This window comes from Selenomonas sputigena (assembly GCF_026015965.1).
GTDB lineage: Bacteria > Bacillota > Negativicutes > Selenomonadales > Selenomonadaceae > Selenomonas.
The window spans coordinates 918,322-939,355 of sequence record NZ_CP110383.1 but is presented as its reverse complement, the minus strand read 5'-3'; the positions used below and the strand labels follow the sequence as shown (position 1 = coordinate 939,355).

Below are 21,034 nucleotides of genomic sequence, written 5' to 3'. Positions count from 1 at the left end.
GCAGCCTATGCCGCCCCCGCCCTACTGCAATTCACCCTTGAGCACCCATGTCTGCGGCTGCGTGATGCGCACGCGCACGATGTCGCCCTCGGTTTCCTGACCCTTTTTTCGCCACAGGACGATCTTGTTCGTCCCCGTCCTGCCCGTCCACACATCCTCATCGGTACGGCTCGGACCTTCCGCCAGAACCTCCTGCACCGTTCCTTTGAGCGCCGCATTCTTTTCCAAACTGATTTCATTCTGCACCTCCATGAGGCGGTGCAGACGTTCCTTCTTGACGGAATCTTCCACCTGCGCCTCCATCGTCGCAGCCGGGGTGCCCGAGCGCTTCGAGTAAAGGAACGTGTAGGCAGCGTCGTAGCGGATTTCCCGCAGGAAGTCGAGCAGTTCCCCAAAATCCTCCTCTGTCTCTCCCGGAAAGCCGACGATGAGATCCGTCGTGAGACTTGCGTCCGGAACAGCCGCACGAATCCGCTCGACGAGGGAACGATAGGCGTCCTTTCGATAGACGCGGTTCATCGCCCGCAAGATTCGGTCAGAACCATGCTGCACGGGCAGATGGAAATGCGGACAGATGTGCCTGCCCTGACGTACTGCGTCTATGACAGCATCGCTGAGATCCTTGGGATGCGAGGTCATGTAGCGCACGCGCTCGACGCCCTTGACCGCATCGACCATGAGCAGAAGTTCCGCAAAGCTCGCAATCTTGTGATCCTTGCCGTAGGAGTTGACATTCTGTCCCAGGAGCGTGATTTCCTTGAAGCCCTGCGCTGCCGCCTCTTCCACCTCGCGCACGACGTCTTCCGGACGGCGGCTGTGCTCGCGGCCGCGCACATAGGGAACGATGCAATAGGTGCAGAAATTGTTGCAGCCGTACATGATGGGCACCCAGGCGGAAAGCCGTCCCGTGCGCTCGATCGGCACGTTCTCGGGCAGCGGCGCATCGCCCAACAGCACATCGACGACAGGACCGCGCCTTGCGGATTCAAGCCGGCGAACCGTCGCCTTCAGCTCATGCACCTTGTTCGTTCCAAGCACGAAGTCGATGTGCGGTGCACGGCGAATCAAGGCTTCGCCTTCCTTCTGCGCCATGCAGCCCGTGATACCAAAGATGAGCGCGGGATTCGCGCGCTTGATATGCTTGATCTCGCCGATCTTCCCGTAGACCTTGTCCTCCGCCGTCTCCCGCACACAGCATGTATTCAGAAGAATGAGATCGGCGCGCGCCATATCCTCCGTGCGCTCGTAGCCGAGCGTCGCCAACTGGCCTTCCATCCGCTCCGCATCGGAAAAATTCATCTGGCAGCCATAGACGCCGATAAATGCCCTCTTCTTCTGCAAGATACCATTTCCCATGAAAAATTGACGTACTCCTTACAAAACTGAAGGAAGCGCTGATAAAATGAGGTCGCCCAGATTTGCACAGATGCACTGTATCTATCGAGGAGACAAACCACAGGCGTAGCGGTGCTACGTCGAGGATTTGTCGACGACGAGAGGACAGCGCAGATGTGCGAAGATGGGTGGCTGAATTTATCAGTGATTCCTGAAATCTGCGTATCATTATATAGTATTTTTCTTGAAATGTCATATTATTTTCTCATGACGTTCCAAGAGGGGAAGACGAAGCCGCCCCCAACTACATGAAAAGTTCCATCTGATCGCTCGCATCCATATCGGCAAGGCAGCCGTGCGCCTGCAGCGCCTCGATGCATGTCTTCGATACGCCCGTGCGCTTCTTGATGTCCTCGATGGACGTGAAGAGTCCGTCCTTTCGCGCCTCGACGATGCTGCGCGCGGCGGAAGCTCCAACGCCGCCCAAGGAGGCGAGCGGCGGCAGGAGGGATTTCTCGTGGAGCACGAAACGTTCCGCTTCGGAAGCGTAGATATCGACGCGTTCCATAAAAAAGCCTCGAAGATACATCTCCCAAGCAAGCTGCAGGACGATGATCGTCGCTTTTTCCTTGATGTCGGGCGCTTCCTTCGCCTCCAATGCGTCGAGCTGCTTCTTCACATAGTCCTTGCCGCGCGCCACGACATCGGCATCAAATTCCGCCGCACGAATCGAGAAATAGGCCGCATAGAAGGCAAGCGGATAATGCACCTTGCAGTAAGCGATGCGCCAAGCCATCATGACGTAGGCGGTCGCGTGGGCGCGCGGGAACATGTACTTGATCTTCTGACACGCCTCGATGTACCATTCGGGGATGCCCCCCTCGCGCAGGATCTTCACCGTTGCTTCCTTGATGCCCTTGCCCTTTCTGACCGATTCCATCGTCTGAAAGGAAAGGAGCGGATCGATGCCGCTGTGAATCAAGTACATCATGATGTCATCACGCGCCGATATGGCTTCGCGCAGGGTGCATTGACCGCTGCGGATGAGATCCTGCGCGTTGCCGAGCCAAACGTCCGTGCCGTGCGAGAAGCCCGAGATGCGCACGAGGTCGCTGAAGCACGACGGATGCGTATCGTCGATCATCTGGCGCGTGAAGCCCGTGCGAAATTCGGGGATGCCGAACGTGCCCGAATTCGCTCCAAGCTCCTTGGGATCGAGCCCCAGCGCCTTCGTCGAAGAAAAGATGCTCAGGGTCGCCGGATCGTCGAACGGTATCGTCTTGGGATCGCGATGCGTGAGGTCTTCGAGCATCTTGATGACCGTCGGGTCATCGTGTCCGAGGATGTCGAGCTTGACGAGACGGCTGCTGATTGAATGATAGTCGAAATGCGTCGTGATCGTCGTCGTGTTCTTGTCGTCGGCGGGACGCTGGATCGGCGTGAAAAAGTGCACGTCCATATTGCGCGGCACGACCATGATGCCCGCAGGATGCTGTCCCGTCGTGCGCTTGACGCCCATGCAGCCGGCGGCGAGACTCGCGATGTAGGCATTGTGCTTCTTGACGCCCTTCTCCTCAAAGAACTTCTTCACATAGCCGAACGCCGTCTTGTCGGCGACCGTGGCGATCGTGCCCGCGCGGTAGACATTGTCCTTGCCGAAAAGCTCTTCCGTATACTTGTGTGCCACAGGCTGATATTCACCCGAAAAATTCAAATCAATATCAGGAACCTTGTCGCCATCAAAGCCGAGAAATACGGCAAACGGTATATCGTGTCCATCCTTGAGAAGTTCCGTGCCGCATACCGGGCATTTTCGGCTGGGCAGATCGTAGCCGCAGCCGACGGAGCCGTCCTCGACAAACTCGCTGAATTTGCAGTGCGGGCAGCGCCAATGCGGCGGCAGAGGGTTGACCTCCGTGATGTCGGTCATCGTCGCCACGAAGGACGAGCCGACCGAGCCGCGCGAGCCGACGAGGTAGCCGTCATCGTTCGACTTCTTGACGAGACGTTGGGCAATGAGGTAGAGCACCGAGAAACCATGCCCGATGATCGGCGTAAGCTCCTGCTTCAAGCGGGCTTCGACGACCTCGGGCAGGTTCTCGCCGTAGAGGGAACGTGCCTTGCGGTACGACATATCGCGGATTTCCTCCGCAGCGCCCGGGATCATCGGCGAATAAAGCTCATCGGGAATGGGCTTGAACTTCTCGATCATGTCGCTGACCTTGCGCGGATTCGTCACGACCGCCTCGTATGCGGCCTCTTCGCCCAGATAATCAAACTCGGCGAGCATCTCCTCCGTCGTGCGCAAGAAAAGCGGCGGCTGCAGTTCCGCATCCTCGAATCCCTTGCCCTTCATGAGAATCGCGCGGTAGATCGCATCCTCGGGATTGAGAAAATGGACGTCGCATGTAGCGATGAGCATTTTCCCGAGTTTTTTCGCCAGCTCCGCCACCTTGAGATTGATGCGCCGCAAGTCCTCGTCATCCTTGATATGCGGGAATTTGTCGCTTCGCACGAGGAATTCATTGTTGCCGATGGGCTGGATCTCAAGGTAATCGTAAAAACTCGCGATTTCCAGAAGCTCCTCTTCAGGCTTCTGCGCGACGATGGCGCGGATCAGCTCGCCCGCTTCGCAGGCAGAGCCGATGATGACATCCTCGCGGTATTCCTCAATGATGTGCTTGGGAAGGCGCGGCTGACGATGCAGATATTTCAGATGCGACAGCGACACCATCTGATAGAGATTGCGCAGACCGTTCAAGTTCTTTGCCAGAAAAATGATATGATTCGCGTGCTTCTGCTCAAAATCCTCCTGGACAAGATAGCCTTCCATGCCGTAGATGACCTTGATGTCGAGCTTGGACGCCGCCTTGGCTGCATCGGGAAACGCCTGTACGACGCCGTGATCGGTGATGGCGATGGCAGGCCAGCCCCAGGAAGCCGCCGTCTTGATCAGCGTTTCCGCCGAAACTACGGCGTCCATATTGCTCATGCGCGTATGCGCATGAAGCTCGACGCGCTTGACCTCGGACTTGTCCTCGCGCTTCGGCTTTTCCACTTTCTGCATCGAATCGACGAAGAGCATGAACTCGTTCTGGAACGTGTCAAAGCGAATCGCGCCCTTGACTCGTACGAGCATCCCTTCTTTCACGGAAGCCAGTGCCTTGTCGTATGCTTCCTGCTCCTTTTCCTTGAAGAACTTCTTGCAGCTGATACCATTCGTCGCGTCGGCGAGATCGAAGAGCAGAAGCTTCGTGTTCGTCTTGAACTCCCGTGAGCTGACGCGCCCGATCGTACCTGTCAGGATGACGTTCTTCATCTCGCCGTCAGTGTCGTCGATGGAAATCGCTTCGCCCGTAAACCTCTTGCCAAAAATCAAGTCTGCGCCATGCCCCGCCGTCCGCGTCATGGACGCTGACCGATGCGCAGAAGCCGCAGCCGCTTTTGTCGGCTGCGCCGCAGAAGGAGCCGCGGCAGACGCTTCTTTCTTCTGCCGCAGATTTTCCTCATAGACGCGATCCATCATGAGGTCGCCATCCTCTTCCAGGATGTCGTATTCCTCGTCAAGCGCCTTGTACGAAACGGTGCAGCGAATCGTGAGCATCTTCTCGATGGCCTTCTGCAGGAGATTCGGTACATCGTGCGCGCGCAGAATCTCGCCCGAAAGCTCACCCTTGACCTCAAGGAGCAGACTACTCCCGTCGAAGATGCGCTTTGCATTCTTGAGCAGATGGAGCACCGTCGGATTGCCGTTGGCGGCAACGAGGCAGAGTTCCTTCCATGCGCGCTCAATGGAAGCCTCAATATCGAGAACGTCCTGATAAAACACAAGATTCTCGATCTGCACCCGCTTCTTGATGTATGCGCCCACATAGTCGAGGAGGCTCGTGCGGATGAATTCCTGCGTCTGCAGCAGAATCTCCCAAGAGTTCCCTTTCAGAGAAATCTCCACATGCTTGACGACGGCGGCAAAGAGAATCTTCTGCTCTGCTTGCGTAAGCTCGATGCCCTGCGTGAGTTCGCGCAGGATATTTCTTTTTTCCGGAACAATACATAGCTTCTTCTGCATCATACGCGCCTCGCTCAATCTTCCTTGTCGCCGTAAAGCTCCAAATACTTCTGCCTGTTCTTCAGAACACTCATCACATAGGCGCGCGTTTCCTCATAAGGTATGGCGGAAACCTCACGAAAATCCATGCCCCAATGATTTTCTTCCATCCAATCGTGCACATTGCCGCGTCCGGCGTTGTACGCTGCCAAAGCCAGCACGTCGTTGCCCTCGAACTCCTTTTCCAGCGAAGCGATGTACCATGTGCCGTACTCGATATTCTTCTGCGGTTCATGCAGTTCGCCCGGATCATACTCTTGATCGTCGATTTGCTCGGAAATCCACAGCGCCGTTTCCGGCATCAGCTGCATCAGGCCGACGGCGCCGCGATGAGATTTCGCTCCGCTTTGAAACTTGCTCTCCGACAAGATCATGCCCGCCACGAGAGAACTGTCCACCTTGTACTTTGCGGCGTAATGCTCGACAACCGAGCGATATGGGTAGGGGTAGATGTACTGACGCTGCATGGATTCCGACTGCATGGCGAAAAAAAAGGAAAACGCCATGCACAGGATGACGACGCCAAGGAAGAAGGCGGCAAAACGGCGATTCGTCTCCTGCCGTCTCTGCCTGACGCGCCTGTAAAAATCGTTGTCCTCCGCCATGCAAGCTCCCTCTTCCCTCCGTGCGGCGCATATCAAAGCGCCGACAGCCTTTCCCATGCCGCCGCTGCCTGCGCAGCCGTCTCTTGCAGCGTGCCATCGTTCTCGATGATGCAGTCGGCACGCTGCCTTTTCTCCTCCAACGGAAATTGCGAGCGAATCCTTGCCGCCGCTTCCTCCTCAGTATAGCCGTTGCGCTTCATCAGACGCGCCAGCTGCGTCTCCTTCGACACAGAGACGAGCCAGATGAAATCTGCCATGCGATTCCAACCCGCCTCAAAGAGCAGCGGCACATCGAGGAAGATGAATTTCGCGCCCTTTTTCTCAAGAGCGGTAATCTTTTTCCTCACGCTTGCAGCAATCAACGGATGCGCCGCCCCATCGATCCAGCGGCGTTCCTCGGGATCAGAAAACACTCGCGCCGCAATCTTTTCGCGGCAAAGACTGCCGTCCTCGGCCAAGATCTCTTCGCCGAAATGCTCGCGATAGGCGTCCCAAAGAGGTTTGTGCGGCTTCGCCAGATCGTGCGCGATCTTATCGGTATCAATGACGTGTGCGCCAAGCTTCATAAGCTGGCGGCTGACCGTGCTCTTGCCGCTCGCGATGACGCCGGTCAAGCCGATCAATCTCAACTTGCCGTCGCGCAGCGGCTGACAATGCGGGCAGAATCGCGTGCCGCGCCCGCCCACACGAATCTTCTCGATCTTTGTGCCGCAGACGAGGCACGGCTCTCCTTCCCGATGATAGACGCGCAGCTTTTGCTGATGAAAGCCAGACTTGCCCTCGCCGTCCACATAGTCGCGAAACGTCGTGCCGCCGTCTTCGATGCCTTCGGCGATGACCTTGTTGATCGCCTGCCAAAGACGGAACGCCTCGTCGTGATTCAGCGTATGCGCTCTTCGCAGAGGATGGACGCCTGCAAAGAACAAGGCTTCATCGACATAGATATTGCCAAGTCCCGCCACCTTGCCCTGATCGAGCAAAAAGCTCTTGATGCGCTGACCGCTCTTTTGCATGGCGTCATATAAATACGATGCATCAAATTCCTCGGTCAAAGGCTCGGGGCCCATGCAGGCAAATGCAGGAAACGCCTGCCGTTCCTGCGGCTGCAGCAGATGGATCTCGCCGAATGTCCGAACATCTTCAAAAAAGAGACAGCTTCCATCATCAAGATGAAAGACGGCACGCACATGTCTGCCAGTCGGCGTGTCGGCATCGCGCCGATAAAAGCGTCCCGTCATGCGCAGATGGAGCAGCAAGGTTTCCCCGCTCTCCAGAAGCAGCAGCAGATACTTGCCGCGCCGCTCCAAGCGAAGGATGCGCTGCCCGCGCACGCGCGAGCGGAACTCCTCAACCTCTGGGAATCTTATCGTTCGCGGCAGAAGCACATCGACTTCCTCGATGCGCCGTCCTGCCGCAGTCTTTTTCAAAGAACGCCGTATGGTTTCAACTTCGGGAAGTTCCGGCATTCATCTCATCCCCTTATTTCGCTGCCGCCCAGTTCTCACCCGTATGAATATCGACCGAAAGCGGCACGGAAAGCTGCACGACATTTTCCATAGCGTCGTGCACAAGTTCCGCAACCTGCTCTTTTTCGTTCTGCATGATTTCGAGCACAAGCTCATCGTGCACCTGCAGCAGGATGCGGCTCTTGAATCCGCCTTCTTGGAGCGCGCGATGCGTCTTGATCATCGCGAGCTTGATGATGTCGGCAGCCGAGCCTTGAATCGGCGTGTTCATCGCCATGCGCTCCGCCAGTGTCCGCTGATTGTAATTGGAGCTTTTGATGGCGGGCAGGTCGCGCCTCCTGCCGAAAATCGTCGTGACGAAGCCGTCGCTATGCGCCTTTTCCACAACCCCGTCGATAAAACGCTTGACGCCGCTGCACTTTTCAAAATAACTCGCAATATAGTCGGCTGCCTCCTGTCGCGAGATATGGAGATCTTTGGAAAGTCCATAGTCGCTGATGCCGTAGACGATGCCGAAGTTCACGGCCTTCGCCTTGCGGCGCAAATCCGGCGTGACCGCTTCCATCGGCACGCCGAAGACCTCGGACGCCGTTCGCGCGTGAATATCCTGCCCGTGCAGGAACGCTTCCAAGAAATTCTTGTCCTCAGAAAGATGCGCGAGGATGCGCAGCTCGATCTGCGAGTAGTCGGCGGACATAAGGGCGTCATAGCCGTCGCTCGGTTCAAAGAGCGCACGGATCTGCCGTCCCTCTTCCGTACGCACGGGAATGTTCTGCAGATTCGGCTCTGAGCTGCTCAAGCGTCCCGTCGCCGTGACCGTCTGATTGAAACTCGTATGGATGCGCTTCGTGCGCGGAGAAATCAAGCCTTCCATGCTGTCAAGATACGTCGACTGCAGCTTCGTCCAGAAGCGGTACGAAAGAATCTTTTCCAGAATCGGATGGTCGAAGCGCATGGCTTCAAGCACCTCGGCATTCGTCGAGTACCCGGTCTTCGTCTTCTTCGTTCCCATGGGCGGCTGCAGGTCAAGACGCTCAAACAGCACGGCAGACAGCTGCTTGGGCGAATTGATGTTGAACTCGCCCTTCGCCAAATCATAAATCTCCGCTGTCAAGTGGGCAATGTGGGCGGAAATCTCTCGGGATTTTTCATGCAAGGCCACCCGATCGACATAGATGCCTGCCTGCTCCATCGCAGCGAGCACCTCCACGAGCGGAAACTCCATCGTCTCATAGAGAGAAAGAAGCTGCTGCTCTTCCAAACGCGCCTTCAGCACAGGATAAATCTTTTCTAGCAGCACCGCACACCATGCTGCTCCCAAAGCTCCTTCCCGTGCAGCTTCCTCAGCGTTCACAGAAGGAAGGTATGTAGCTGCGAGGCTTGCCATATCGTATTGCGAGGCGGCAGGAGCCAGCAAATATGCAGCAAGAGAAACATCGAAGCAAGGAGTGAAGCCCATGCCGCAATGAAGGAACGGCTTGTATTCATGGACAATCTTCTGAATGTCCTCTTTTTCAAATAACGAAGAGAAACAGGCCAATTCCGCCGCTTCAGCGAGCAGAACCTCGCCCCCCGCGCATAAGACGAGATGCCGCGCCTCCATGTCAGGAACCTTTCCCTCGAAGCAGGCGGCAATCGAAAAGAAGCCTTGTTCTTCCGCTTTTTCTGCAAAGGCTTTTTTGGCCGCTTCATCATCCATCGTATGCAGGGAAAGCTCCGGCGCAGTTTCTTCCCGCACTCCGTCTGCCGCTGCAAAAGAGGCGAACGCGGTCGCCAAAGATTTCATCTCGTACCGTTGGAAAAAAACCTGCAATTCATCGCCCTTGGGTTTCATCACATACGAATCGGGGGCAAATTCCAATGGCATGTCGCAGCGAATCGTCGCCAAGTCTTTGGACAGAAATGCCTTTTCCTTATTTGATGCGAGATTTTCTTTGAGCTTCTTGCCCGAGATTTCCGCCAAGCGTTCGTAAACGCCTTCCAAGGAGCCGCAGTCGATGAGGAGCTTCTTCGCCGTCTTCGGGCCGATGCCCGGAACGCCCGGGATGTTGTCAGAAGCGTCCCCCATCAAGCCCTTCATATCAATGAGTCCCCTTGGAGGGAAGCCGTACTCTTCCAAGAACAGCTTCTCATCGTAAAGCAAAAGATCCGTCATACCCTTGCGCGTAAATAGCACACGGATATTTTCCCGCACGAGCTGCAAGGCATCGCGGTCGCCCGTCACGACGAGGACGTCCACGTCCTCCCGCGCTGCTTTCACGGCGAGCGTCCCCAAGATGTCGTCAGCTTCATATCCCGCCTCTTCAATTAATGGCACGCCCAACGCGGCAAGAAACTCGTGCAGCATGGGAATCTGACTCGAAAGCTCGGGCGGCGTAGGCTTGCGCGTCCCTTTGTACGCTGCAAACATCTCATTGCGAAAGGTCTTCTTCCCCTTGTCAAAAGCGACGGCAAGATAGTCAGGCGCATATTCGTTCAGCAGCTTCTGCAGCATATTCGCAAAGCCATATACCGCATTCGTGTATGCGCCCTCCGCCGTCTGCAAAAGCGGCAGCGCATAAAATGCACGGTAAAGAAGGCTGCTGCCGTCGACAAGGATAAATCGTTTGCTCAACAATGCTCACCTCATTGCAAATCGCGGCGGATTTTTTCGATGGCTTCTCGAATAGGGAGTCATTTTTTTGCAGAATCCATCGCATCCGCCTGTCCTTCGCGATAGATTCGCGTCGTTCTCGCCGCGACAGGACGGCGATCCTGCGTCTTAGCGCTTTCCACCGTCTCCTCGCCGCTCTTTGCCGTGCTCTTTTCTGCACCGCTCTTCATCGGCTCGCTCTCAACGCTGTCCTTCGTCTCGACGGCTTCCTCCTTCGTCGAAGCGGCGGGCGTCTCCTTTATAGATGTCAGCTCGTAGACGCCGCGTTTGCTCAAACCGCCCTGCAAATGAAACAATACGCCTGCATCTTCCGCGTTGAAGAAGAGCGACCCTTTCTTTTCGTAGCCGATCGCCTTGCCGTACTTCGTCCCCAACGTGGCGGACTTAGAATCCCATGTCACAAGCACCTTGAGCTGTTCGGCAATCTTATCGGCCGGAAGATATACGATGTCGTCCTTGATCAGAGCTTTGTCGCTCATCGGCTTTCCGTTGACGGACAGATTGTATACCCTGGCGACGTATGTGGGCTGACCATCAGACAGTTCGATCTTCCGCTCGATTTCCTCGTCGGATTCAAATTTATCCACGCCGTAGCCTGCAAGCCACTTCGCTACTGTCTCGACATCAAGCGGCTGATATCCATAACCATCGGGATAGATATAGTAAACGATCATGTTGTCCTTGATCTTATCGATGACGATGCGCTGATACATGATTTCCACGGGCGTACCGACGCTCGCATAATCATAGACCTCCTCGACGTCGGCCTCCTTCATGCGGATGCAGCCATTGGAGACGTAGCTACCGATGGATTCGGGATGATTCGTGCCGTGGATGCCGTAGTTTCCCCAGACCTGCATCCAACGATAGCCGAGAGGATTGCTCTCCCCCGAAGGGATCGTGTTCCCTGAATCGCCGGGATCGACCCATGTAGGATTTTCCTCCTTTGTCAAGACGGAAAAATAACCGACGGGCGTCGGCGTAGAAAGCTTTCCCAATCCCACAGGATAGAGGCGGATCTTTTCGTTGTTCTTGTAAACACCCAGGGAGCGTGCGGCCACATTGATGATGATCTTGTAGGGATCTTCCGTCTTTTCGGCAACGGCAGATTTGACTTCCGATGCATGCACTTTCTCAGGCTCGGGACTCTCCGCCGAAATATCCTTGACCCATGCGCCGTAGGAGGAACCTTGCTCCTTTTCCGTAGCCCCTGCCCATCCGGACACGCCGGCAAACATCGAAAGACAGACAAAAAAAGCCGCGATTTGCTTAAACATCATTGCATCGTCCTTTTCTTCAAAATTGCTTTCATAAAAGATGCTTTCATTATAGCACAACCGCGCCCTATTTTCACTGCCACTGGAAAAAGCTTTGCACAATAGCCAATAAATTTATCCTCGGTAAGCTACACGCACAAACGTCCACTTTGTGGACATTGTGCGCCGCCCTTACAGAAAGTTACCCAATCAGTCTGCGCCCTTTGGGCTTGACTTCTTGGACTTTCATGGTAAGAAATGATACGACATTTCTTCCGTAAATGGTGTATTATATAATTTATTGATTAGTTTATCAGTTTTTACGGAGGTATGAGCAATGAGTGCATTTTTAGGGCCGATTCATTTTCGCATGTATGAGAAAATCCAGTCACAGGAAAAGCTGACGAAGACGATTGCCAATCTTGCCATTGAAAAAGGTTGGATGAGTGCAGAAGAGGCGGCCGCTTATGTAAAGGAAGAGTCGCGGCCGCTCGAAACGATCATCGATCTGGCGAACATCCATGGCTGGCTGTTGGGCAAAATCGAGGATGCCGAATCCCGCTATGCCGCTCTTGTGACGAAGCTTCTGAAGCAGGATGCAGAACGCTTGGAGGACATGAAGCGAGCCGCCTTCGCCTTCGGGGCTGAAACCGCTGCGGAAGAGTCGCGGCCGAGCGCCTTGTTCAATGCCATGGACAGCCTCATGCTCGACGGCATGCCGTGCGACGGCGCCTGCATGGTCACAGATTCGTCCGACGAAAGCTTCGCATGGGAACTGCGCCTCGACGTGCACCGCGCTTTTTGGCGGGAAGCCGGCGGCGACCCGGCCAATTACTTCGCACTGCGCAATGAAGTCGTTGCGGGCTTCCTTTCAAAATCAGACAAGTGCATCGTAACAGAAGACGGGCACAACTATCGTTTCGCCGCCAAATAAGTCAGCTTTACAATCAATCAAAATGATGTATAATATAAGGTATAATTATAGAAAGAGGTGACTTATTTTGACAGAGCAGGAACTGGAGAAGCTGGTCGAGGCGAAATTTGCTGAAGCGGACAAGGCCTTCGAGGATCGTCCGAAGAAGTTCTTCATCACGCAGAACGGCCGCGGTGTCGTCGACGGCGGCGAGCTCTACAACAAGGTCTACACCGACGTGTTGCGCGTCGCGCAACAGGCTTGCACGGCGATCTTGAAGGAAGCGCTCAAAAAATAAGCCGAACATAAAAAATCCCCATGCTCCTGCATGGGGATTTTTTATATCTTGCGGCTGACTGCCTACTTCTTCTCTTCCTTCTTGACCGCCGTAGAGCGCACATAAAGCTCGCGCAGCTGCTTGGCGTCGACCTCGGACGGCGCGTGCGACATCACGTCCGAAGCGCTCTGCGTCTTGGGGAACGCGATGACGTCGCGGATCGAGCGACGCTTCGCCATGAGCATGACGAGGCGGTCGAGACCGAAAGCGATGCCGCCGTGCGGCGGCGTGCCGTACTCGAAGGCGTCCATCATGAAGCCGAACTTTTGACGCGCCTCTTCCTGCGTGAGTCCGATGGCCTCGAAGACCTTCTCCTGCAAATCGCCCTGATAGATACGCAGGCTACCGCCGCCGATTTCGACGCCGTTCAGAACCATGTCGTAAGCGTTCGCCTTGACCCTTCCAGGATCGGACATCAAGTACTCGACATCCTCGCGGCGCGGTGCTGTGAACGGATGGTGCATGGCCTTCCAGCGCTTCTCTTCCTCGTTGTATTCAAACATCGGGAAGTCCGTGACCCAGAGGAATTTCAGCGCATCGGCATCGATGAGGCCGCGACGGCGCGCCATCTCAAGGCGCAGTTCGCCGAGCGCCTGTGCGACGACGAGCGGCTTGTCCGCGATGACGAGCAGGAGATCGCCCGTCTTAGCATGGCAGGCCTCCTTGATCTTCTCGAAGACTTCATCGGCGTAGAACTTCTTGAACGGCGACTTCACGCCCTCTTCCGTGTACTGAATCCACGCGAGACCCTTCGCGCCGTAGCCCTGCACATACTGCACGAGACCGTCCAGCTCGCGGCGCGGGATATTCGCATAGTCCTCGACATTGATGACCTTGACCTGTCCGCCGTTTTCGAGGACAGAGGAGAAGACTTTGAAGTCCGAACCCTTGACGTACTCCGAGATGTCCATGAGCTCCATGCCAAAGCGAAGATCGGGCTTGTCCGAGCCGAATCGCTCCATCGCCTCATCCCACTTCATGCGCAAAAACGGGGTTTCGAGCTTGATGCCGAGCGTCTTGTCGAAAAGCTCCGCGACAAGGCCTTCCATCAGCTCCAAGATGTCGTTCTCGTCAAGGAAGGACGTCTCGATATCGAGCTGCGTGAACTCGGGCTGACGGTCAGCACGCAGATCCTCATCGCGGAAACAGCGCACGATCTGGAAATACTTCTCGAAGCCTGCGACCATGAGAATCTGCTTGAAGATCTGCGGCGACTGCGGCAGTGCGTAGAACTTGCCGGGATTCAGTCGGCTCGGCACAAGGAAGTCGCGTGCGCCCTCGGGCGTGCTCTTGCAGAGCATCGGCGTCTCAATCTCGATGAATTCATGACGGTCGAGGAAATCGCGCATGATCTTCGTCACGCGGTGACGCAGCATGAGATTCGCCTGCATCTCGGGGCGGCGCAGGTCAAGATAGCGATACTTGAGGCGCAGCGTCTCGTCGACGTCGATGTTGTCCTGGATGTAGAAGGGCGGCGTCTTCGCCGTATTCAGGATGCGCAGCTCCTCACAGACGACCTCGATCTTGCCCGTCTCGATATGCGGATTGACCGTATCCTCCGAGCGCGCGCGCACCTTGCCGCGCACGCCGATGACGAACTCGTTGCGCAGGGTTTCCGCCTTGTGGAACGCGTCCTTGCCCATCGCCGCCTCATCGTAGACGACCTGCACAAACCCCGAGCGGTCGCGCATATCGACGAAGATCAGACCGCCGTGATCCCTTCTCCTCGATACCCAGCCCGAGAGCACGACCTCGGCGCCAACATCACCCTCACGCAGCTCGCCGCAATGGCGCGTCCTCTTCATGCCTTCCAATGTTTCCATCAATTCTTCACCTCAACACATAATGCAGGAACAAAATCCTTCAAAGCGAGCTTCTTCTGCTCGCTCGTCTTCATATCCTTCAAGAGGGCAGAAGCCTCCTTGACCTCATCTTCACCCAAGATCGCCACAAAGCGGGCATTCTTCTTGTTAGCCTGCTTCATCTGTGCCTTCATGCTGCGCCCTGCGAAGTCCATGGCAGCGGAGAATTTAGCCGCGCGAAGCTCGTGCAAGAGCCTGAAGGCAGGAATTCTCGCCTCCTCGCCCAAGGCGACGACGAAGACATCGACCGCTTCTCGCTCCTCAGGCAAAAGCCCCTGTTTTTCGAGCGCGAGCAGCACGCGCTCAAGCCCCACGGCAAAGCCGATCCCAGGCGTCGGCGGACCGCCGACCTCCTCGACGAGTCCGTCGTAGCGCCCGCCGCCCGCCACGGCGCTCTGCGCACCGAGCGGCGTGTACTTGACCTCGAAAGCCGTCTTCGTATAGTAGTCGAGGCCACGCACAAGATTCGCATCAAGCTCGAAGGGAACATCCGCCGCCGTAAGATACGACTGCACCTCAGCGAAATGTGTGCGGCACTCGTCACAAAGGCAGTCCGTGATGCGCGGCGCATCCTCAGCGAGTGCATGGCAATGCTCGTTCTTGCAGTCGAGGAGGCGCAGCGGATTGCGCTCGAAACGCGAGCGGCAGTCCGTGCAAAGCTCTTCGAGATGCGGGCGGAAGAACTCCTGCAGTTTCTCGCGATAGACGGGACGACACTTGGGACAGCCGACGGAATTAAGATGCAGTTTTAGCTCCTGCAAGCCGAGAGCGCGCAGGAACTCGACGGCAAGCACGATGATTTCCGCATCGACTGCAGGACTTGCCTCGCCCAAAGCCTCCACGCCGAACTGGTGGAACTCGCGGTAGCGTCCCGCCTGCGGACGGTCATAGCGGAACATCGAGCCGATGTAGAAGAGCTTCACGAGAGCGTCCGCCGCATAGAGCTTGTTCTGCAGGTACGAGCGCACGACAGAAGCCGTATTTTCGGGCCGCAACGTAAGGCTGCGCTCGCCTCGATCGGTGAACGTGTACATCTCCTTTTCCACGACGTCGGTCGTCTCGCCGATGCCGCGCAGGAAAAGCTCCGTATGCTCGAAAATCGGCGTGCGGATTTCATGGTAACCGTATCGCGCACATAGCTCGCGGATCACCTTCTCGACATGCGTCCATTGTGCGACCGTATCAGGCAAAATATCCTTCGTGCCGCGCGGTCCGTTGATCAACACGTTTCTTCCTCCCCCTCGTCTCCGTAAGCCTCCGCTAAAAGAGCGGCTCGCTTCGCGATATAATCGTCGATATCGCGCACATAAGTATGAAAATCCTTGGCGTTGAACGACGCCTTGAGCCTCTTCGTGCGGAAATTCATAATCTTGCTCGTCGCGGCGCAGCCGATGCCTAGGATCGTCTGATGCTCGTCCATGATCTGCATATTGTACATGCTCTCAGCGCCCGGACGCGCACAGCCGACATTTTCCATCTGCCCGCTCATATAGCCCTGCCGATAGAGATAGTACGGCAAAAAGCCCTCGTCCTGCACCTGATCCATCGCCGTCCGAAACATCGCCTGCACCTCGGCATCATTTGGAAGCTCATATTCTTCCAAGTGCATCTTGAGCTTCGAGCCGCGCTTCAAGGCGAGCGAGTGAAGTGTCACGTCGTCGGGAGCGAGCGCGAGAACCTTCGCCATCGTATCGGCAACGTCCGAGCACGTCTCCCCCGGCAAGCCGAGGATGACGTCCATGTTGATGGAAAAATCGCCCGTCTCGCGCAGCAGGCGGAACATGCGGACGATGTCTTCGGGCGTATGCGCCCTGCCGATGCGCTCCAATGTGCGCTGCTGCATCGTCTGCGGATTCACGCTGACGCGGCTCACGCGATGCTTCTTCATTGAGAGCGCCTTTTCTGGCGTCATCGTATCGGGACGCCCCGCCTCCACCGTAAATTCGCCCGTATGCTCGCCATAGAAAGCTCCCTCGACGAGGGAAAGCATACGTTCGAAATCGGCATTGCTGAGACTCGTCGGCGTACCGCCGCCGATATAGATACTCTGCACCTTCAGGCGATGACGCTCGATCTCACACTTTGCCGCTGCGAGATCCTTGTCCCATGCGGTAAAAAAAGTGCTGAGCTGCTCTTCTTTGGGCAGGATGTAGGCGGGAAACGAGCAGTAAAGGCAGCGCGAGCGACAGAACGGTATGCCGACGTAGACGCTGATCGTCCGCTCGTCCGACGTCTGCAGGAACGGTTTCTGGCGAAACGCCATCGCCGTCATGTACGAAGCCTTCTCCAAAGAAACCTCGTAGTCCTCCAAAAGGCGCGCGACGATCTCCTCGCGCGAAAGTCCCGCTTCGATGAAGCGATGCACGATCTTCGTCGGGCGGACGCCGTGCAGAATACCCCATGCCGCCGCAGGCATATCGAAATGCGTACGAAAGAGACGGTAGAGGTTGAGCTTGACGAGGCGATGGACAGCCGCCATCGCCTTTTCGCCCTGCCTTGCGGCGCCCTCTATAGAAAAGCGCCGTTCCTCCCCCGTCTCCTCTACAGCAAGAAGTTCTGTATGAACTGCAGGCACAGGATCCATGGCAATTTCATGCCGCACGGACAATACGGCAAAATCCGCCTGTTCCTCGCCGCACTCCTCTTCAAGCTCCAACACTCGGATCTTGAAGAGTTCCAAAAGCTCGCGCACGAGCTTGACGATGACCTCCTCTTTTCGGTCGAGCAAGAAACGTCGAACAATCAATGCTTGCGGCACTCCTTGCAGTAACCGAACAGCTTGACTTGATGATCCTCGATCTGGAAGTCGCATTCATCGGCAACCTTCTTCTCAAGATTCTCCAGAAGATCCTCAGAAAACTCCGTGACCTTACCGCAGCTCAGGCAAATCAAGTGATGATGCTGATGCTCGCCGGGATTGAGATCCGAGATCTCGTAGCGGCTGCAGCCGTCGCCGAATTCCATCTTCTGCAGAAGCCCCAGCTCGACGAGAAGCTCCAAACTACGATAGACAGTAGCCAAGCCAATTTCCGAATGATTGGCGCGCAAGATCATGTGTACGTCCTCCGCGCTGATATGCTGACCAGGACGATCCATGAAAACCTGCAGAACAATCTGCCGCTGCGGCGTCATTTTATGCTGACGTTCCTGCAGCCTCTTCCTCAGATCCTCCATTGTTATTTTAGCCATGACCATACTCCTTTACGATTTGTTGCAAACTACACGCACAATGTCCACAAAGTGGACATTGTGCGTCGTCCTTAATGAAAAATCCAATTGCTCTGCGCCCTTTGGGCTTGACCTCTTGGATTTTCATAGTAAACAAAATGAGCAGACATTGAAAGTATCTGTCAATTCAAAGTCTTTATAAGCTATTGTAGCAAAAAGTATCAAAGAATACAAACATTTATTCAAGCAGTTCAAACTTCGCAGGAAAGATTCGTTGTAAAATAAAATCAGACCCTAAAAGAACAGGAATTAATGAGAAGCAAAATTCGGCAGCAAGACGCCTCACGCCCCTTGATTCTACATGAAACCAAAGCCATTGATATAGGGATTGCACTTTCTCTCATGCCCGATCGTCGTCGCAGGACCGTGCCCACAGTATACAACAAGCTCGTCGGGCAGAGTCATGAGCTTTTCTTTAATGGAAGTTAGGAGATCTTGGGAGGAAGCACCGGGAAAATCCGTCCTGCCGACGGATTCAGCAAACAACGTGTCGCCGCTGAAAACGCGATCCTCCATGAGGTAGCAGACGCCGCCCGGGGAATGTCCGGGCGTATGAAGCACGGTGAACTTCATGCCGCCGATCTCCAAGACCTCGCCGCCTTTCAAAAGAGTATCGGCGGGGCGCGTCATGATCGGCACGCCCATAAAGGCGGACAAGTTCTTCCGCGCATCGAGGAGCATCGGCGCATCAGCTTCATGGATATAAAGCTTAGCGCCCGTTTTCTCGCGCAGAAAGTCGATGGCGCCAATATGGTCGGCATGAGCATGCGTGTTGAGAATCGCCTTGAGGTTCAGCCCATCTTCTTGGATATACTGCCATATAGTTTCTTTGCTGCCACCCGGGTCGATCGCTATCGCCTCTTTACTTCCTTCTTCATGCAAAATATAGCAGTTGACGCCGAGCGCCCCTACCACGAGCGCCTTCATGTTCAAACTCATAATTCATCATCCCTTGCTGACGTGCCCAGAGAGCGCGATACGCTATAGACATCCTTCATGCGGCGAATCTTCGTCATGATCTGCGCCACCTGCTGCGAGTTTCGCACATCAAGCCCCATCGTGACGAGCGATGTCTTGTTCGACTTATTCGCCTTCGCCGTGAGCGAAGTGATGTTGACCTTCATCTCAGCTGGCAGGGCGAAAAGTTCTGCGAGCATTCCTGTCTTATCGTTGCAGACGATCTCGATCTGCACCGTATACACCTTGTCAAGACCGACATCCCAGTTGACCTCGATGACGCGCGAGAAATCCATATCGTTCAAGAGATTTGGGCAATCCGAACGATGCACGGAAACGCCGCGCCCTCGCGTGATGTAGCCCGTGATTGGATCGCCCGGAATCGGATTGCAGCAGCGTGCCAGACGCACGAGGAATCCGCCCTCCCCTTCCACGAGAATGCCGTGGCTCGCCTTCTTCTTGCGGTTCTTCAGCGGCTGCTTTAGTTCGCTGAGCATTTGGGAAATATCGGGCGTCGTCGCCTTCTGCAGATCCTTTTTGTGCATCTCAATGAGCTTCGAGAGGATGCTGTTGACCGTTATGCCGCCGTAACCGATGGCGGCGAGAAGGTCGTTCACCTGCGGAATGTTGAGCTTCTTCGCCAAAAGTTCTAGGCGCTTGGGCTTCAGCACCTCTTTCGGCGCATAGCCAAGATGCTTGGCCTCCTTCTCCATCAAGTCCATGCCGCGCGCGATATTTTCTTCCTTACGCTGCTTCTTGAACCACGAGCGTATCTTCGTGCGCGTCTCCGAGGACGCGACGATGTTGAGCCAGTCACGGCTCGGCCCACTGTTCGACTTGTTCGTGATGATGGAAACGATGTCGCCGTTCTTTAGCTTGTACTCCAACGGCACAATCTTGCCGTTGACCTTAGCGCCCACGCAGTGATGCCCGACTTCCGTATGGATGCGGTAGGCGAAATCTATGGGAATCGATCCTTTGGGCAGATCGACGACATCGCCCTTAGGAGTGAAGACGAAGACCTCGTCGGAAAAAACGTCGACCTTCAGAGCCTCGAAGTATTCGCGCGGATCGTCCAGTTCATGCTGCAGGCTGACCATCTGACGCAGCCACGACATTTTCTGATCGTACTCGCACGTCGCGCCGACGCTCTTTCCCGCTTCCTTGTACTTCCAATGCGCGGCAACACCGTACTCCGAAACCTTGTGCATGGCAAACGTGCGGATCTGAATCTCAAGCGGATAGCCGCGGCAGATCACGGTCGTGTGCAGGGACTGGTAGCCGTTCGACTTCGGCATGGCAATGTAGTCCTTGAAGCGGCCGGGCAGCGGCTTCCACATCGCATGAATGATGCCGAGCACGCCGTAGCAGTCCTTGACGGAGTCGACGAGCACGCGCAGAGCGGAAAGGTCGTAGATCTCGCTGATGTCCTTCTGATCGCGCTTCATCTTCTTGTAGATGCTGTAGAAATGCTTGGCACGACCCCGGATTTCTGCCGTTATATGCGCCTCTTCAAGCTTTTCCACGATTTGCTCGTGCGCCTCGTCGATGAACGCCTGCCTCTCCTGCCGCTTCTGCTTGACGCTCTCGACGAGATCGTAGTACGCCTTGGGATCGAGATAGCGCAGGCACAGATCCTCAAGCTCCCACTTGACATTCGATATGCCGAGGCGGTTCGCGAGCGGCGCGTAGATCTCGATGGTCTCCCGCGCGATGCGCTTCTGCTTGTCCTCGCGCATGTACTTGAGCGTGCGCATGTTGTGCAGACGGTCGGCGAGCTTGATCATGATGACGCGGATGTCCTTCGCCATCGCGAGAAACATCTTGCGATAGCTTTCAAGCTGCTGCTCTTCCTTCGACTTATATTGGATCCTGCCGAGCTTCGTCACGCCGTCGATGAGCATTGCGACCTCATCGCCGAAGAGCTCGCGCATTTCATCGAGCGTATGCGTCGTATCTTCCACGACATCATGCAGGATGGCCGCACTGATCGTGATGTCGTCGATCTGCAGATCCGTCAAAATCTTCGCGACGGCCAGCGGATGGATGATGTAGTCTTCACCCGAAACGCGCTTCTGTCCCTTGTGTGCGGCGTCCGCAAGTTCGTACGCCCTTCGGATGAGGTCGGTGTCCGCATTTGGCTGATAGCGCTTGACCGCTTCCAAGATCGCATCGATCGTCACGGGATTCATTTCACTCATTGCACTCCACCCGGCTTTCCTCGGCATTCTACGGGCAGCGATCCATGCTCGCCCATTCTAATCTCATATTATACATTATACACCATCGCGCAAGGCTTGAACAAAGAGCGATA

Annotated in this window: 14 protein-coding genes; 2 read left to right on the top strand and 12 right to left on the bottom strand. The window is 55.7% G+C overall.

Going from position 1 to position 21,034, the window contains the following annotated elements:
* Nucleotides 1-21 precede the first annotated feature (21 nt).
* From miaB to OL236_RS04685, 6 genes are all read right to left on the bottom strand, one after another.
* Complete coding sequence (gene miaB, locus OL236_RS04710; RefSeq protein WP_265071521.1) at nt 22-1,356, bottom strand: tRNA (N6-isopentenyl adenosine(37)-C2)-methylthiotransferase MiaB; 1,335 nt, start codon at nt 1,354-1,356, stop codon at nt 22-24.
* 283 nt (nt 1,357-1,639) lie between these two features.
* Nucleotides 1,640-5,407 carry a PolC-type DNA polymerase III gene (locus OL236_RS04705; RefSeq protein ID WP_265071520.1) on the bottom strand — a complete coding sequence of 1,256 codons (3,768 nt, stop codon included), beginning with the start codon at nt 5,405-5,407 and terminating at the stop codon, nt 1,640-1,642.
* An 11-nt stretch (nt 5,408-5,418) separates the two neighbouring features.
* Nucleotides 5,419-6,105 carry a lytic transglycosylase domain-containing protein gene (locus OL236_RS04700; protein WP_265071519.1) on the bottom strand — a complete coding sequence of 229 codons (687 nt, stop codon included), beginning with the start codon at nt 6,103-6,105 and terminating at the stop codon, nt 5,419-5,421.
* Nucleotides 6,081-7,514, bottom strand: coding sequence for a bifunctional DNA-formamidopyrimidine glycosylase/DNA-(apurinic or apyrimidinic site) lyase (gene mutM / locus OL236_RS04695; RefSeq protein WP_265071518.1), 1,434 nt, complete (start codon nt 7,512-7,514; stop codon nt 6,081-6,083). The genes OL236_RS04700 and mutM overlap by 25 nt, the downstream gene beginning before the upstream one ends.
* A 13-nt stretch (nt 7,515-7,527) precedes the next feature.
* Nucleotides 7,528-10,131: a DNA polymerase I gene (gene polA, locus OL236_RS04690; RefSeq protein ID WP_265071517.1), complete on the bottom strand. Its 2,604-nt coding sequence runs from the start codon at nt 10,129-10,131 to the stop codon at nt 7,528-7,530.
* Between the two features lie 56 nt (nt 10,132-10,187).
* Nucleotides 10,188-11,447 carry a L,D-transpeptidase family protein gene (locus tag OL236_RS04685; protein ID WP_265071516.1) on the bottom strand — a complete coding sequence of 420 codons (1,260 nt, stop codon included), beginning with the start codon at nt 11,445-11,447 and terminating at the stop codon, nt 10,188-10,190.
* 313 nt (nt 11,448-11,760) lie between these two features.
* Between OL236_RS04685 and OL236_RS04680 the strand changes: the two genes are divergently transcribed.
* Both OL236_RS04680 and OL236_RS04675 read left to right on the top strand, forming a co-directional pair.
* Nucleotides 11,761-12,357, top strand: a complete 597-nt coding sequence (locus OL236_RS04680) for a hypothetical protein (RefSeq protein ID WP_265071515.1) — start codon at nt 11,761-11,763, stop codon at nt 12,355-12,357.
* A gap of 67 nt (nt 12,358-12,424) precedes the next feature.
* Nucleotides 12,425-12,634 (top strand): hypothetical protein, encoded by a 210-nt coding sequence (locus OL236_RS04675; protein WP_006192860.1) that lies wholly within the window; start codon nt 12,425-12,427, stop codon nt 12,632-12,634.
* 62 nt (nt 12,635-12,696) lie between these two features.
* Here OL236_RS04675 and aspS read toward each other — a convergent pair whose 3' ends face one another.
* From aspS to OL236_RS04645, 6 genes are all read right to left on the bottom strand, one after another.
* On the bottom strand, nt 12,697-14,496 hold the full coding sequence (gene aspS, locus OL236_RS04670) for an aspartate--tRNA ligase (protein ID WP_265071514.1): 1,800 nt from the start codon (nt 14,494-14,496) through the stop codon (nt 12,697-12,699).
* Entirely contained in the window at nt 14,496-15,761 is a 1,266-nt protein-coding gene (hisS, locus tag OL236_RS04665; RefSeq protein ID WP_265071513.1) for a histidine--tRNA ligase, read from the bottom strand. Before hisS ends, aspS begins: the two co-directional genes overlap by 1 nt.
* Nucleotides 15,755-17,281, bottom strand: coding sequence for a coproporphyrinogen dehydrogenase HemZ (hemZ, locus tag OL236_RS04660; RefSeq protein ID WP_265071512.1), 1,527 nt, complete (start codon nt 17,279-17,281; stop codon nt 15,755-15,757). The genes hisS and hemZ overlap by 7 nt, the downstream gene beginning before the upstream one ends.
* A complete protein-coding gene (locus OL236_RS04655; RefSeq protein ID WP_006192969.1) occupies nt 17,278-17,724 on the bottom strand; it encodes a Fur family transcriptional regulator in 447 nt (148 codons plus the stop codon). The genes hemZ and OL236_RS04655 overlap by 4 nt, the downstream gene beginning before the upstream one ends.
* A gap of 336 nt (nt 17,725-18,060) precedes the next feature.
* Nucleotides 18,061-18,702, bottom strand: coding sequence for an MBL fold metallo-hydrolase (locus OL236_RS04650; RefSeq protein ID WP_265071511.1), 642 nt, complete (start codon nt 18,700-18,702; stop codon nt 18,061-18,063).
* Nucleotides 18,699-20,921, bottom strand: a complete 2,223-nt coding sequence (locus OL236_RS04645) for a RelA/SpoT family protein (RefSeq protein WP_265071510.1) — start codon at nt 20,919-20,921, stop codon at nt 18,699-18,701. The genes OL236_RS04650 and OL236_RS04645 overlap by 4 nt, the downstream gene beginning before the upstream one ends.
* Between the last annotated feature and the right edge of the window lie 113 nt (nt 20,922-21,034).